This window comes from Paenibacillus ottowii (genome assembly GCF_050516475.1).
GTDB lineage: Bacteria > Bacillota > Bacilli > Paenibacillales > Paenibacillaceae > Paenibacillus > Paenibacillus ottowii.
Genome location: NZ_CP191577.1, coordinates 1,345,024 through 1,358,866, shown reverse-complemented (window position 1 = coordinate 1,358,866; position 13,843 = coordinate 1,345,024). Strand labels below are relative to the sequence as shown.

15 protein-coding genes are annotated in these 13,843 nt (G+C 47.3%); all 15 read left to right on the top strand.

All coding sequences use genetic code 11. The features are described 5' to 3' along the window. The first annotated feature begins 30 nt into the window (after positions 1-30). Positions 31-1,128, top strand: coding sequence for a stage V sporulation protein E (gene spoVE, locus ACQQ6X_RS06405; protein WP_305164643.1), 1,098 nt, complete (start codon positions 31-33; stop codon positions 1,126-1,128). Between the two features lie 6 nt (positions 1,129-1,134). After that, positions 1,135-2,244 (top strand): undecaprenyldiphospho-muramoylpentapeptide beta-N-acetylglucosaminyltransferase, encoded by a 1,110-nt coding sequence (gene murG, locus ACQQ6X_RS06400; RefSeq protein WP_305164642.1) that lies wholly within the window; start codon positions 1,135-1,137, stop codon positions 2,242-2,244. A 146-nt stretch (positions 2,245-2,390) separates the two neighbouring features. Further along, positions 2,391-3,296: a UDP-N-acetylmuramate dehydrogenase gene (gene murB / locus ACQQ6X_RS06395; RefSeq protein WP_305164641.1), complete on the top strand. Its 906-nt coding sequence runs from the start codon at positions 2,391-2,393 to the stop codon at positions 3,294-3,296. After that, positions 3,286-4,596, top strand: coding sequence for a UDP-N-acetylglucosamine 1-carboxyvinyltransferase (murA, locus tag ACQQ6X_RS06390; protein WP_305164640.1), 1,311 nt, complete (start codon positions 3,286-3,288; stop codon positions 4,594-4,596). The genes murB and murA overlap by 11 nt, the downstream gene beginning before the upstream one ends. A 56-nt stretch (positions 4,597-4,652) precedes the next feature. Next, positions 4,653-5,417, top strand: coding sequence for a cell division protein FtsQ/DivIB (locus tag ACQQ6X_RS06385; RefSeq protein ID WP_305164639.1), 765 nt, complete (start codon positions 4,653-4,655; stop codon positions 5,415-5,417). A gap of 199 nt (positions 5,418-5,616) precedes the next feature. Continuing rightward, positions 5,617-6,888, top strand: coding sequence for a cell division protein FtsA (gene ftsA / locus ACQQ6X_RS06380; RefSeq protein ID WP_142613750.1), 1,272 nt, complete (start codon positions 5,617-5,619; stop codon positions 6,886-6,888). A 67-nt stretch (positions 6,889-6,955) separates the two neighbouring features. Then, positions 6,956-8,080: a cell division protein FtsZ gene (ftsZ, locus tag ACQQ6X_RS06375; RefSeq protein WP_305164638.1), complete on the top strand. Its 1,125-nt coding sequence runs from the start codon at positions 6,956-6,958 to the stop codon at positions 8,078-8,080. Positions 8,081-8,272: 192 nt separating this feature from the next. Next, a complete protein-coding gene (spoIIGA, locus tag ACQQ6X_RS06370; RefSeq protein WP_305164637.1) occupies positions 8,273-9,259 on the top strand; it encodes a sigma-E processing peptidase SpoIIGA in 987 nt (328 codons plus the stop codon). 110 nt (positions 9,260-9,369) lie between these two features. Beyond that, positions 9,370-10,110, top strand: a complete 741-nt coding sequence (sigE, locus tag ACQQ6X_RS06365) for an RNA polymerase sporulation sigma factor SigE (protein ID WP_149033656.1) — start codon at positions 9,370-9,372, stop codon at positions 10,108-10,110. Positions 10,111-10,206: 96 nt separating this feature from the next. Beyond that, positions 10,207-10,989, top strand: coding sequence for an RNA polymerase sporulation sigma factor SigG (sigG, locus tag ACQQ6X_RS06360; protein WP_007431182.1), 783 nt, complete (start codon positions 10,207-10,209; stop codon positions 10,987-10,989). A 118-nt stretch (positions 10,990-11,107) separates the two neighbouring features. Next, positions 11,108-11,452: a YlmC/YmxH family sporulation protein gene (locus tag ACQQ6X_RS06355; protein WP_305164636.1), complete on the top strand. Its 345-nt coding sequence runs from the start codon at positions 11,108-11,110 to the stop codon at positions 11,450-11,452. 82 nt (positions 11,453-11,534) lie between these two features. After that, positions 11,535-12,419, top strand: a complete 885-nt coding sequence (gene pgeF / locus ACQQ6X_RS06350) for a peptidoglycan editing factor PgeF (RefSeq protein ID WP_305164635.1) — start codon at positions 11,535-11,537, stop codon at positions 12,417-12,419. 8 nt (positions 12,420-12,427) lie between these two features. After that, a complete protein-coding gene (locus tag ACQQ6X_RS06345; RefSeq protein ID WP_305164634.1) occupies positions 12,428-13,129 on the top strand; it encodes a YggS family pyridoxal phosphate-dependent enzyme in 702 nt (233 codons plus the stop codon). Next, a complete protein-coding gene (locus ACQQ6X_RS06340; protein ID WP_063210149.1) occupies positions 13,120-13,572 on the top strand; it encodes a cell division protein SepF in 453 nt (150 codons plus the stop codon). Before ACQQ6X_RS06345 ends, ACQQ6X_RS06340 begins: the two co-directional genes overlap by 10 nt. Before the next feature lie 7 nt (positions 13,573-13,579). Continuing rightward, positions 13,580-13,837 carry a YggT family protein gene (locus ACQQ6X_RS06335; protein WP_063210150.1) on the top strand — a complete coding sequence of 86 codons (258 nt, stop codon included), beginning with the start codon at positions 13,580-13,582 and terminating at the stop codon, positions 13,835-13,837. The last annotated feature ends 6 nt before the right edge of the window (positions 13,838-13,843 follow it).

The window sequence follows — 13,843 nt, the reverse complement described above, 5'->3', positions numbered from 1 at the left end:
CCCTACTTTTATGCAAGGGGTGGCCTCCTGATGAAGCAATCTCGTCCGGCGCCAGATATATGGCTTTTCGTCTGTATTGTAAGCTTGTTAGCCATCGGCATGGTTATGGTATACAGCGCGGGCGCCGTCCTCGCTTTTCACGAGTACGGGGACTCCTACTATTTTGTTAAACGGCAATTGCTGTTTGCGGGGCTCGGCCTTGTAGCCATGTACTTTACTGCCAGAACGGACTATCGGATATGGCGGAAATATGCCAAGGTCGTATTGTTGATCTGCTTGGCGCTACTGGTCGCCGTTTTAATTCCAGGCATTGGTGTAGTAAGAGGCGGGGCACGGAGCTGGCTCGGTATTAGCTCTTTTGGCATTCAGCCTTCCGAGTTTATGAAGCTAGGCATGATTCTATTTCTATCTCAATGGCTCAGTCGTCCTGACTATGATATTAGCTCTTTCACGCGCGGACTGTTGCCCCCGCTTGGGCTGATGGGGCTGGCCTTTGGGCTCATTATGCTCCAGCCTGACTTGGGCACAGGCACGGTAATGATGGGAGCATCCATGCTGATCGTATTTACGGCAGGCGCACGTATGAAGCATCTTGGTCTACTGGCCTTGTCGGGGGCAGCGGGGTTTGCTGCACTGATTGCGGCTGCCCCTTATCGGCTCCAGCGTATTACCGCGTTTCTGGACCCTTGGTCAGATCCACTTGGCGCGGGTTATCAAATAATTCAATCGCTATATGCTATTGGTCCTGGCGGATTGGCTGGTCTGGGGCTCGGTATGAGCCGGCAAAAATACAGCTACGTTCCTGAACCACAGACAGACTTTATCTTTTCCATACTGGCGGAGGAGCTTGGTTTTATCGGTGGAATGACCGTGCTGGGGCTTTTTTTGGTCCTTGTTTGGAGAGGGATGCGTATCGCTATAACCATTCCGGATACCTATGGCAGTTTGCTTGCGGTGGGAATTGTCGGAATGGTAGCGGTACAGGTCGTTATTAATATTGGTGTTGTTATCGGACTAATGCCGGTAACAGGAATAACACTGCCCTTAATCAGCTATGGAGGTTCTTCATTAACCTTAATGCTAACTGCTTTGGGCATTTTATTGAATTTATCACGTTATGCGAGGTGAACGTTTATGCGCGTCGTGTTGAGCGGCGGCGGTACTGGAGGGCATATTTATCCAGCATTGGCTGTAGCCAGACAGTGCGAAGAAATAGATCCAGACGCTGAATTTTTATACATTGGCGGTCAACGAGGACTTGAAAGTAAATTGGTTCCTCAGGAAAAAATCCCGTTTGAAGCTATTGATATCACAGGATTTCGACGCAGCTTGTCTGTGGAAAATATAAAAACGATTATGCGCTTTTTCAAAGGAGTTCGCAGGTCTAAAGCATTATTAAAGAAATTTAAGCCAGATATCGTTATTGGGACAGGGGGATATGTATGCGGCCCTGTCGTCTATGCAGCTTCCAAGTTGGGAATCCCCAGCATAATTCATGAACAAAATGCGATTCCGGGGCTGACCAATGCATTTCTGAGTCGCTATGTGGATACAGTGGCTGTTAGCTTTGAAGGCTCGGAAGGGGCTTTTCCGAAAGCTAAAAATGTACTGTACACTGGGAATCCGCGTGCTACAACAGTTCGTTTGGCTAACCGGGATCGGGGATTTGCTACTATAGGGGTTCCGATGAATAGCTCGGTTGTCCTGGTGGTTGGCGGCAGCAGAGGGGCGAAGGCCATTAATGATGCCATGATTGCAATGGTTCCGCAACTTTCGCAACTGAAAGACGTCCATTTTGTATATGTAACTGGTGAATCTTATTATGAGCAAACGCTGGAAAGCATCCGAAATCAGATCGGCTCATTGCCCAATCATTTACACGTGCTCCCCTATATTCACAATATGCCCGAGGTGCTGGCTTGTACCTCTTTAATCGTTAATCGCGCTGGTGCGTCCTTCCTGGCGGAGATTACATCACTGGGCATTCCGTCCATTCTGATTCCATCACCCAATGTGACGAATAACCATCAGGAAGCTAATGCTCGTACACTTGAAAAGGCAGGGGCTGCTGTCATGATCACAGAAAAGGAATTAAGTGGCCCGGCTTTGTTTCAATCTATAGCGGAAATTATGAAGGATGAGAAAAGACGGAGCCGAATGGCAGAGTTGGCATCTGCGCTTGGCAAACCTGACTCAGCAAATATTTTAGTAAAAGAAATGGAGCGTCTTGCCCATAAAAGGTAGTCCGCAGCGCAGATTTGGGCGGTTGTCACACACCGGACGGTATTTACATAGGATACCCTATAGATTGTGACCATCACCCAGGCTGCCGGTTGTCAGGTGGGAGCCTTATAACTGTGCGGGGCAAGCAACAAGGAGGTTTCAGTACAATGCAGCAATGGATGCCATTATTAGCGGAGCATGATATCGGAAAAGTGCTGGAGCATGAGCCGCTGTCCAAATATACGACGTGGAAGATTGGGGGCCCTGCGGATGCTCTTGTGATCCCGGATACCAAAGAGCAGTTGGCAAGGCTTTTGAAGCTGGCTAGCGAGCACGGAATTCCCTGGATGCAGTTAGGGCGGGGCTCTAACATGCTCGTCTCTGACAAAGGGATTCGGGGACTGGTGATCAAGCTGGGACCAGGATTTGATTATGTTCGTTTCGGAGATGAACAGATCGTTGCTGGTGGAGGCGTTTCACTGGTCAAACTGTGTGTTATGGCTAGCAAGCAGGGGCTGTCGGGCCTTGAATTTGCTGGTGGTATCCCAGGATCGGTTGGTGGGGCTGTCTACATGAACGCCGGTGCCCACGGGTCTGATGTGTCACAAATATTCCAGTCCGCTGAGATTGTGCTGGATACAGGGGAATTGGCTGTGTACAATGCCGAGGATATGCATTTTAGCTATCGTCACTCCGTGCTGCATGAGCAACGTGGAATGGTGACAGAGGCAGTGTTCCAGATGAAGCGGGGGGACCGAGAGGAAATCTCAGCAGCACTTGCGGCTTTTAAAGACCGCCGTAGGCTGACCCAGCCGCTACAGTTAGCTTGTGCAGGAAGCGTGTTCCGTAATCCACCAGGAGACTATGCTGCCCGGCTTATTGAAAACGCAGGTCTCAAAGGCTTGAAGGCAGGAGGCGCTGAGGTATCTGTACAGCATGCTAATTTCATTGTAAATACCGGTCAAGCGACAGCAGAGGACGTGCTTACCCTAATGAAGCATATTCAAAGTACAATATCATCTCAAACCGGCATCAAGCTAGTTCCGGAGGTTTTCGTAGTGGGTGAGCGGTAAACTCGGAGGTGATACATTGGACAAATTGGTGATTGAGGGAGGCCGTCCCCTGTCAGGCACCATACGTATCCATGGGGCAAAAAATGCGGCACTACCTATTCTTGCAGCAAGTTTACTTGCCCAAGGCAAGGTGGAAATTCGGAATGTCCCCCATCTTTTAGACATTAAGGTCATGCTGCGTATTCTAGAAAGACTTGGTTGCACATGCCGACATGAAGAGGAAACGGTATATGTGGATACATCGTCCGTCCGAACGTTCCAAATTCCTGAGGATTTGATGAAGCAAATGCGGTCATCTATCTTTCTTATGGGGCCGTTGCTCGCTAGATATGGAGAAGTTTCCATTTACCAGCCCGGAGGCTGCGCGATCGGCGAGCGCAAAATTGATCTACACCTGGAGGGCTTAAAAGCCCTTGGGGCAGAGATCGAGGAGAAAGACGAGCAAATTACGTTTCGAGCACGCAAGCTGATCGGCTCAGACATCCACATGGATTTTCCGAGCGTAGGCGCAACGGAAAATATTATGATGGCTGCGGCGCTGGCCGAAGGACGAACAACAATTACCAATGCAGCGAGGGAACCGGAGATTCAGGATCTTCAAAACTTTCTGAATGCCATGGGAGCCCGCATTATCGGTGCCGGAACAGACACCATTACAATCACGGGGGTCAGTCAACTCAATCCATGTACGTATGAGGTCATTCCTGACCGCATAGTAGCTGGAACGGTTATGATCGCAGCCGCTGCTACACGAGGTAGTGTGTCGTTGACACACTGCAATCCCTCCCACTTGTCTGCTCTGATTCACGTCCTCAGGCGGGCTGGTGTTCAAATCGGCATCTTGAATGATATAATGACCGTAAGTTGTATGAGCCGTCCCAAAGCGGTAGAGAGGATCGTCACCTCTCCTTATCCTTCATTTCCGACGGATTTGCAGTCTCAGGTCATGGTTCTGCTTTCTTTGGCGGATGGCTTCAGTGTGATGAAGGAAACGGTCTTCGAAAGCCGATTTAAGCATGTGGATGAACTGAATGTAATGGGTGCTGATATTACGGTCGATGCGAATGCTGCTTTTATAAGAGGGGTTTCTCGTCTGTACGGGGCTACAGTAGAAGCTACCGATCTGCGGGCAGGGGCTGCACTGGTTATAGCCGGTCTAGCCGCTCAAGGACGTACCATTGTTGAGCAGGTTCATCACATTGACAGAGGGTATGACCGGATCGAACGTCTTTTCCAGGGATTGGGTGCGCGAATGAGCCGTCAGTCTCCAGTGCCCGAGCAACTGGATTTCGTAAATTAATGCCTATAATGTCCCTCCGTTAACGGGGGGACAAAGGGCTTTTGTGGAGAGAAGCTATGCCAAATGCTCAAATACCTGTTCTTAAAAAGAACAGAACGAAAAAAAGAACAAGCCGGAAGATTGCTATTCTTCTCATTTTGTTGTTTATTGTCCTGCTCGCTGTTCTCTTTTTCCGTTCTTCGTTGAGTAAGGTTTCTGAAATTCATTTTGATGGTAATGTATTTTCGACCCGGGAGCAACTTCTCAATCGAAGTGGTCTGGCTGTCGGAGATCAATATTTCGGAGTCAGTGCATCCGACGTCTCTGAGAAGCTGCGGGAAATTCAGTCGATTCAGCAAGTCACAGTGGACAAGCAGTTTCCAGGTATCATTACGATTCACATTAAAGAGTTTGCTACGGTAGCTTACGAGTTGCAAAATGACGGGAGCCTGCGTGCTATTTTAGCGAATGGGACAAGCGTGGGTGTGGGAAGCAGTGGGATCGCGGTAGAGAAGCCTATTTTGACTAAATGGAAATCAGATGATCCCTACAAAGCGAAGCTGTGTGATGCATTATCACGCATTCCGGGAGAATGGACAGCTGATATCTCGGAAATCATACCTGCACCAATTCCTTCTTTTCCAGACCGTATAAAAATGTACACGCGTTCCCAGTTTGAAGTTATTACAACCGTTTCGCTGTTGAACTCTAAAATTAGCTATTTGAACCAGGTGCTAGAAACAGAAGATCCTGGTGTGATCACAATGCTGGAGGCGGATTCCTACGTTCCCTTCAAACCAGATACGAGCGAAGAGAGCCAAGAAAAAGATACTACTCAGTAATGTGAAAAAATGCTAGAATTGATTTTATGGGTAATAGACTTGCCTCCTTCTTTTTTCTTCAAATTTTTATGTGACTGCAACCATAAATTGGCTTCTAAAAAATTTGTAGAAAAAAGAGGGAAAGCATGGAGTATGTTGAATATGTACAGAGTGTGTTTAAAGAACGAAATTCATTTTGGAGTCAGGAGGTGCCACAGACTTGAGCAACAATGACATCATTGTTAGTTTGGACATCGGTACATCCAAAGTTCGGGCTATTATTGGGGAAATGAATAATGGAACCTTTAATATTATTGGAGTTGGATCTGCCGACTCGGAAGGGATTCGCAAAGGTGCAATTGTAGACATTGATCAAACCGTGCAATCAATCCGTAACGCCGTGGATCACGCAGAACGCATGGTTGGTATTCAAATAACAGAAGTGTATGTGGGGATTTCAGGCAATCATATTGGTCTGCAAAATAGTCACGGCGTAGTAGCCGTATCCAACGAGGACCGCGAAATCGGTGAAGAGGACATTGAGCGTGTACTGAAGGCAGCGGAAGTAATCGCCGTACCACCGGAGAGGGAAATTATTGACGTGGTAGCCAAGCAGTATGTCGTGGATGGTCTTGAAGGAATTCAGGACCCTCGTGGTATGATCGGTGTTCGTCTCGAAGTAGAGGCTACGATTGTTACTGGAGGCAAGACCCCAATACATAATCTGTTGCGCTGCGTTGAGAAAGCTGGGTTGAGGATTAAAGATCTCGTCTTGTTGCCTCTTGGAGCTGGACAGTTGTCTCTTTCGAAGGATGAAAAGGTGATGGGTTCCGTGCTGGTGGATATTGGTGCAGGTTCTACGAATGTGGCCATTTTCCAGGAAGGAACGATTGTAGCTACATCAACACTCCCCATCGGCGGAGAATTTGTAACCAATGATATTGCCTACGGACTGAGAACCCTTACCGATCAAGCCGAAAAAGTTAAACTCAAATACGGCTGCGCTTGGTATGATGATGCAGCAGCCGATGTTGTCTTTAAGGTGACCCGTATCGGCAGCAATGTAGATAAGGAGTTCAACCAACAGGATTTGGCTGCTATTATCGAGCCGAGAGTACAGGAAATTTTCCAACTCATTCAGGCGGAAGTTAAGCGCTTGGGTTACACAGAGCTTCCGGGGGGTTATATACTTACCGGAGGCACCGTCTCCATGCCTGGTGTACTTCAGGTGGCACAAAGCGAACTGGCCGCTTCTGTAAGGATCGCTGTACCTGATTTTATCGGTGTAAGGGATCCGGGATATACGAGCGGAGTTGGTATCTTGCATAATGCTATCCGTTACTATCGCGGGAGATCGACTAGTGTCAGCAACAGTGGCAGTAGTACCAAGAAGCCGACTAACCGAACCAAGAGCAGCAGTCCCGTTGCGGAAGGCGAGCAAAAGCAGGGGTTGATTGAACGATTAAAAAATATGTTCAGTGAATTTATATAACGTTCATTGCTAATTATGCCAATCATGGACGGGCCATCCATGCACATTGAGGGGGAGATGGAATAGTATGTTGGAATTTGATTTTGAAATGGAGAGCTTGGCTCAAATTAAAGTGATCGGCGTCGGAGGCGGCGGCAGCAATGCAGTTAACCGAATGATCGAAAATGGAGTTCAGGGTGTAGAATTCATTACTGTCAATACAGATGCCCAAGCACTTCACTTAGCGAAGTCTGAGCATAAGCTTCAGATTGGCGATAAGCTGACTCGCGGTCTGGGTGCAGGGGCTAACCCTGATGTGGGTAAAAAAGCGGCTGAAGAGTCGCGTGAGCTCATTATGAATACGCTCAAAGGCGCGGATATGGTATTCGTAACCGCGGGAATGGGTGGCGGTACAGGAACCGGAGCGGCCCCTGTCATTGCTGAAATTGCTAAGGAATGCGGTGCGCTGACTGTAGGCGTGGTAACCCGACCATTCACATTTGAAGGGCGTAAACGCTCCAATCAAGCTGAACTTGGGATTGAGGGATTGAAAGAAAAAGTAGACACCTTGATTGTAATCCCGAATGATCGTTTGCTTGAAATTGTGGACAAGAAAACCCCAATGCTGGAAGCATTCCGTGAAGCAGATAATGTTCTGCGTCAGGCTGTACAAGGTATTTCGGATTTGATCGCTGTACCGGGTCTGATCAATCTTGACTTCGCTGACGTAAAAACGATCATGACGGAGCGTGGCTCCGCGTTGATGGGGATTGGCGAAGCGACGGGTGAAAATCGTGCGGCTGAAGCAGCGCGCAAGGCTATCATGAGTCCGTTGCTGGAGACGTCCATAGAGGGTGCACGTGGTGTCATTATGAACATCACTGGCGGCGCCAATCTGTCTTTGTACGAAGTCAATGAGGCGGCTGAAATTGTTACATCGGCTTCCGATCCGGAAGTGAATATGATTTTCGGTGCGATCATTGATGAAGACTTGAAAGAAGAAATTAAGGTTACCGTGATCGCTACTGGCTTTGAAGGTAAACCGAGCCAGCCAGCACCAGGACGTAGACCAGCTGCTAACCCAGCGGCTTCCGAAGCAACGGAAAAGTCCTCTCCTAATCTGCGTCCATTTGGTAACTCACAAAGCAGTGACCAGTTGGATATTCCGACATTCTTACGTAACCGTTCACGCAATAATAATAACGATAACTAGTTTAAATTCAGAAAGCCCGCATACTCCTTGGAGATGCGGGCTTCTTTCTGTTTTCTCCCCCTTCCGCATGGCTAGTCCCTTCTCCTCTTTCCGACAAAATTAGTCGGACCCCGTCCCCACCGTTAGACAGACTTTGAACCGTATGACTACTATACTTAAGCCTATCCTGCAAAATGCTGGGCGGGTGAATCCTTGGTTGTTTATATCGACTTGATATTTTTGGCCAATTTATTCATTGATGCTGTGTTGCTAATGGTTACCGCCTGGATGAGAAAAATTCGTCCGGTGTGGTGGCGATTGATGACCTCAGCTGGAATTGGTGCAATGTACGTAGTCATGATGTTTGTGCCGGAGTTGTCGTTTTTATTTACGTTTCTAATTAAGCTGGCCTTATCGGTCATCATGCTGCTGGTCGCCTTTGGCTTCGGCAGCATGCAAAAGTATCTTCGTACAATGGGTGCCTTTTACATGATCAATTTTGTAGCTGCAGGTGGCATTTTGGGGATGCATTATTTTCTCCAAAATACGGGGGAATTGTTTAATGGCATCTGGTACACCGCTTCAGGTGGAATGTCCTTTGAATTGAAAATCGCATTCTGGTTTATTTTATGCGCATTTGGCGGAGTGATGCTCTTCTTTCGTATTGTTCAGTCCTCCAAGCAGCGTACAGAAAGGATGAGTGGCTTTTTGGGGCAAGTACAGGTGTGGATTGGGCAGGATCATATTGAGTGTACAGGCTTGTTGGATACAGGTAACCAACTGCATGATCCTTTGACCCGAACCCCAGTGATGGTCATGGAGGCGGCTTTGTGGGAATCGTATTTACCCGCCTCCTGGCTCCAAAAATGTTCTGAGGGTAATGCAGACCAACTAGTGATGGATCTGGGCGAGGAATCGTTCAGCTGGCAGGATCGGGTTCGTCTCGTCCCTTATCGTGGGATTAACCGAAGTCATTCCTTTATGCTCGCACTCAAACCAGATCGAGTAGAGGTGGTGATGAATGGAGTCCATTTTGTACATCATCGAGTGCTGATTGGCTTGGACGGAGGAAAGTTATCGGCAGAGGGCAAATACCGTGCCATTATCCATCCAGATGTGACGGCACACGAAGAGGGGGAGGCTGATACAGACCTGAAACGAGAAGCATGTGCTAAGGATCATTTTACTGAATCAGGATAATGGGGAAGAGCACAGGACAAGGTTTACAGACGAAGAGAAACATTCAATGCTGGAATGGACGGAGCTCAGCAAGGCTTGACTTGCACTATTTTCAAAAGGGGGAGAATGATATGAAGGAACAAATGAATTTAAAAATGAAATTTAGGCTAGCATTGCAACTGCAATATTATCGTATTTTATTTTTATTCGGGCTGAAAAGTGAAGAAATTTATTACATTGGCGGTAGCGAGGCGCTCCCCCCTCCGTTAACCAGAGACGAGGAAGAGTATTTGCTTGGAAAGCTTTCTTCTGGAGATGCTGCAGTACGGTCGATGCTCATCGAGAGGAATTTGCGGTTAGTCGTGTATATTGCCCGTAAATTTGAGAATACGGGAATCAATATTGAGGATCTTGTATCCATCGGTGCTATTGGACTCATCAAAGCGGTGAACACCTTTGATCCAGAGAAGAAAATCAAACTTGCCACCTATGCATCTCGATGCATTGAGAATGAGATTTTAATGTATTTGCGTCGCAATAGCAAAACGAGAACAGAGGTTTCTTTTGATGAGCCGCTGAATATCGATTGGGATGGTAATGAGCTATTGCTTTCTGATGTGATGGGCACGGAAAATGATACCATTTACCGTAATATTGAGGAGCAAGTAGACCGTAAATTATTGCATAAGGCACTGGATAAGCTGACGGATCGAGAGCGTTTGATTATGGAACTGCGCTTCGGCTTACAAGACGGAGAAGAGAAGACACAGAAGGATGTTGCCGACCTGTTGGGTATATCGCAATCGTATATTTCGCGTCTGGAGAAACGGATTATAAAGCGCTTACGAAAAGAATTCAATAAAATGGTATAATGCTTGGGGATATCCGGAAGCGATGGAAACGGCGAATAAAAAAATGCCCTCAGGAGATAATGTACATTAATGTTGCTCCTTGGGAGGTAAGACACGATGACCCGAAACAAAGTGGAAATTTGCGGTGTGGATACCGCCAAACTGCCGGTATTAACCAATGCAGAAATGCGCGAGCTGTTCACATCACTTCAGCAAAATAATGAACGATCAGCCAGAGAAAAATTGGTCAATGGCAATCTCCGGCTCGTCCTGAGTGTAATTCAGCGTTTTAACAATCGGGGGGAGTTTGTGGACGATTTGTTCCAGGTTGGATGTATCGGCCTGATGAAGGCGATTGATAATTTTGACCTTTCGCAAAACGTAAAGTTCTCCACTTATGCGGTGCCGATGATCATCGGAGAGATTCGCCGTTATTTGCGGGATAACAATCCGATCCGCGTATCCCGTTCCTTGCGGGATATTGCATATAAGGCGCTTCAGGTGCGGGACAGTCTGACAAATCTGAACTCGCGGGAACCAACGATTTTTGAAATATCTGAGGCGCTGAATGTGCCTAAAGAAGATGTGGTGTTCGCATTGGATGCAATTCAGGACCCGGTTTCGCTGTTCGAGCCGATATATCACGACGGGGGCGACCCAATCTATGTGATGGATCAGATCAGTGATGACAGAAATAAGGACGTCTCATGGATTGAGGAAATTGCTCTCCGAGAAGCGATGCATCGCCTGGGCCAGCGTGAAAAGATGATATTGTCTATGCGCTTTTATGAAGGAAAGACGCAAATGGAGGTTGCCGACGAAATTGGCATCTCTCAAGCCCAGGTTTCGAGATTAGAGAAGTCGGCTATACAGCAAATGCAAAAGCATGTAAAGTCCTAAATGAAATGAGCGAAATGTTTGAATGACCCAGTGATAAAAACGATCCCTTGCGGATCGTTTTTGCGTTTAAAGGACATTTTTTAGGCTCTTTCACTCATATAGTGAAATAAAGGATGTGATGCGTGTGAGTGCACCGGAAACGTCAGTAATAGCCATGAAAATTTCCGAATTTCAAACCAAGGATGTCATTAACATTGTAGATGGACGACGTCTGGGACAAATCAGTGATCTGGAGATTGACGTACGACAAGGGAAAATTGAAGCGATTGTGGTTCCGGGGAGCAGCCGATTCATGGGCTGGTTTGGAGGGGGAAGTGAATTGGTTATTCCGTGGCGCAACATTGTGAAAATTGGCTCGGATGTTGTGCTTGTGCGACTGGAGGGATTGCATGAGCTACCGGATGAAAGGGAGGAAAGATCGTATATCGAACGTCAGGAACGGAATGACCGACGGAGCTTTTGAACAGCAGGTACTCGTAATTTAGTATGTTGTGAAGACACAGCGGCGGCTTTTTGGTACACTGGGCAGTAGAGGTGAGAGCGAAATGGAACCGTTTATAGTGAATACTGGGGCTACAGGGACTACGCCCATGCAAGATGGCGGACGTCCCGTGCCGGAGTTGTTATATATTCAATCCTGGAAGCAGCAGGTTCAGGGAATAACAGCGGGTTTTACAGGGCGTCATGGTGGTGTCAGCGAAGCGCCATACGACAGTTTGAACTGTGCGTTTCATGTAGGGGATGATCCCGAGAAAGTCATTCGCAACCGCCGATTGGTTGCTGAGCAGCTTGGTTTTGCTGTCGAAGCGTGGACATGTGGTGAGCAGGTTCATGGTAATCATGTTGCTATTGTCCAGGCTGCTGACCGCGGGCGTGGCTTTCTGGATCGTGCATCAGCCTTTCAGGACACAGATGGACTTTTGACGAATATACCGGGCATTTTGCTGACGTCCTTTTATGCTGACTGTGTACCCTTATATTTTTGTGATCCCGTGCATCGTGTGATTGGGCTGGCGCATGCAGGCTGGAAGGGAACGGTTGCGGAGATTGCGTTGAAAATGGTGCAGACCATGCAAACCGAATATGGATCTCAACCGTCCGATATACTAGCAGCTATTGGTCCTTCCATTGGTCCTGAATCCTATGAGGTAGATGAGCATGTGATGAACCAAATTCGGGTTTTAGAACATGATTGCCCGGGTAATGATAAATGGGAAGGTTCTGTTTATTTCCCCTTAATGAACGGAAAAACACTACTCGACTTGAAACAATGCAATCGACACATTATGATGAAAGCAGGAATATTGCCGAGCCATATCGAATGTACTACCTTGTGTACGAGTAGCCGCAGCGATTTGTTTTTTTCATATCGCAAGGAAGGCGGCGTTACAGGAAGAATGGCGAGCTGGATTGGTCTGGAAGAGAGGTGAGTCCTCCCGTGTCTTTGGAGGAACGAATTAAAGAAGTCAACGCCCGTATTGAAGCGGCATGTGCCCGCAGCGGACGTTCGCGTGATGAAGTAAATGTGATCGCTGTCACGAAATATGTTTCGGCGGCGGCAATGGCATCGGTATTGGATAACGACTTGGAGCATGTGGGCGAAAATCGCTGGCAGGATGCTGCGGATAAATGGGGCAAGTTGGGTGACCGGGGAACGTGGCATTTTATTGGTCATCTCCAAACAAATAAGGTTAAAGATGTAATTGGAAAATTTAAATTTATACATTCACTTGATCGCTTATCGCTCGCTCAGGAATTGGACAAGAAGGCAGCTGCACTGGGACTGCGAGTTCAGGCTTTTGTGCAAGTCAATATTTCCGGGGAAGTCTCAAAATATGGTTTATCTCCCGAGGCGGTTGCCCCCTTCTTGGAACAAATTCGCGAGTTCAAACATGTGGACGTCATCGGCTTGATGACGATGGCTCCTCATGAGGAAGACCCGGAGCATACTCGACCTGTGTTTCGGGGGTTGCGCGAACTGCGTGATCGGCTAAATGGACAAGCCTTGACTAGAGAACCCATCGTTCATTTGTCTATGGGGATGTCCAATGATTTTGAAGTGGCGGTTGAAGAAGGAGCGACCTGGTTGCGGCTTGGTTCCGTACTGGTCGGACGAGAGGAGGATTTTCAGTGGGCGTAATGAATAAGTTCATGAACTTTCTGGGGCTTCAGGAGGAAGAGGAAGTTATAGAGCGAGAGATTATGAATACGCCGGAAGATCAAGAAATTGAAACCCCAAGCTTTGATAAACGTAAGAACCAGAGGGGCACGAATGTTGTCAGCATCCACTCACAGAAAAATGTGAAAGTTGTTCTGTATGAGCCGCGTTCTTACGATGAAGCACAGGAAATCGCCGATCATATCCGTTCACATCGCACCGTCGTGGTTAACCTTCAACGAATTCGCAAGGATCAGGCCCTACGTATCATTGATTTTTTGAGTGGTACTGTGTATGCACTGAGTGGCGGCATTTCGAAGGTCGGTAACAATATTTTTCTGTGCACACCGGATACGGTTGAAATTCAGGGCTCCATTACAGAAATACTGGCTGACACTGAACAAGAACTTAACAGAATGAGGTGAGCTTTTCTTGATCGAGGTAATTTACTGGCTATTTCAGATTTATTCGTACATGATCATTGCATATGTTCTGCTGTCATGGCTTCCTAATGCCAGAGAGAGTGTGATCGGTGATTTACTTGCTAAATTTGTGGAACCGTATTTGTCTCCTTTCCGCAGATTTATACCGCCTATCTTCGGTATGATTGATATTTCACCTATTATAGCGCTGATTGCTCTGCGTTTTGCATCGTATGGTTTAATTTCTTTAATTGGCAATTTCGTCTAGGAGGAT

Coding starts and splice junctions, on each gene's coding strand:
- spoVE (WP_305164643.1), top strand. CDS start 31: ATGAAGCAATCTCGTCCGGCGCCAGATATATGGCTTTTCGTCTGTATT.
- murG (WP_305164642.1), top strand. CDS start 1,135: ATGCGCGTCGTGTTGAGCGGCGGCGGTACTGGAGGGCATATTTATCCA.
- murB (WP_305164641.1), top strand. CDS start 2,391: ATGCAGCAATGGATGCCATTATTAGCGGAGCATGATATCGGAAAAGTG.
- ACQQ6X_RS06385 (WP_305164639.1), top strand. CDS start 4,653: ATGCCAAATGCTCAAATACCTGTTCTTAAAAAGAACAGAACGAAAAAA.
- ftsZ (WP_305164638.1), top strand. CDS start 6,956: ATGTTGGAATTTGATTTTGAAATGGAGAGCTTGGCTCAAATTAAAGTG.
- sigE (WP_149033656.1), top strand. CDS start 9,370: ATGAAGGAACAAATGAATTTAAAAATGAAATTTAGGCTAGCATTGCAA.
- sigG (WP_007431182.1), top strand. CDS start 10,207: ATGACCCGAAACAAAGTGGAAATTTGCGGTGTGGATACCGCCAAACTG.
- ACQQ6X_RS06355 (WP_305164636.1), top strand. CDS start 11,108: ATGCGTGTGAGTGCACCGGAAACGTCAGTAATAGCCATGAAAATTTCC.
- pgeF (WP_305164635.1), top strand. CDS start 11,535: ATGGAACCGTTTATAGTGAATACTGGGGCTACAGGGACTACGCCCATG.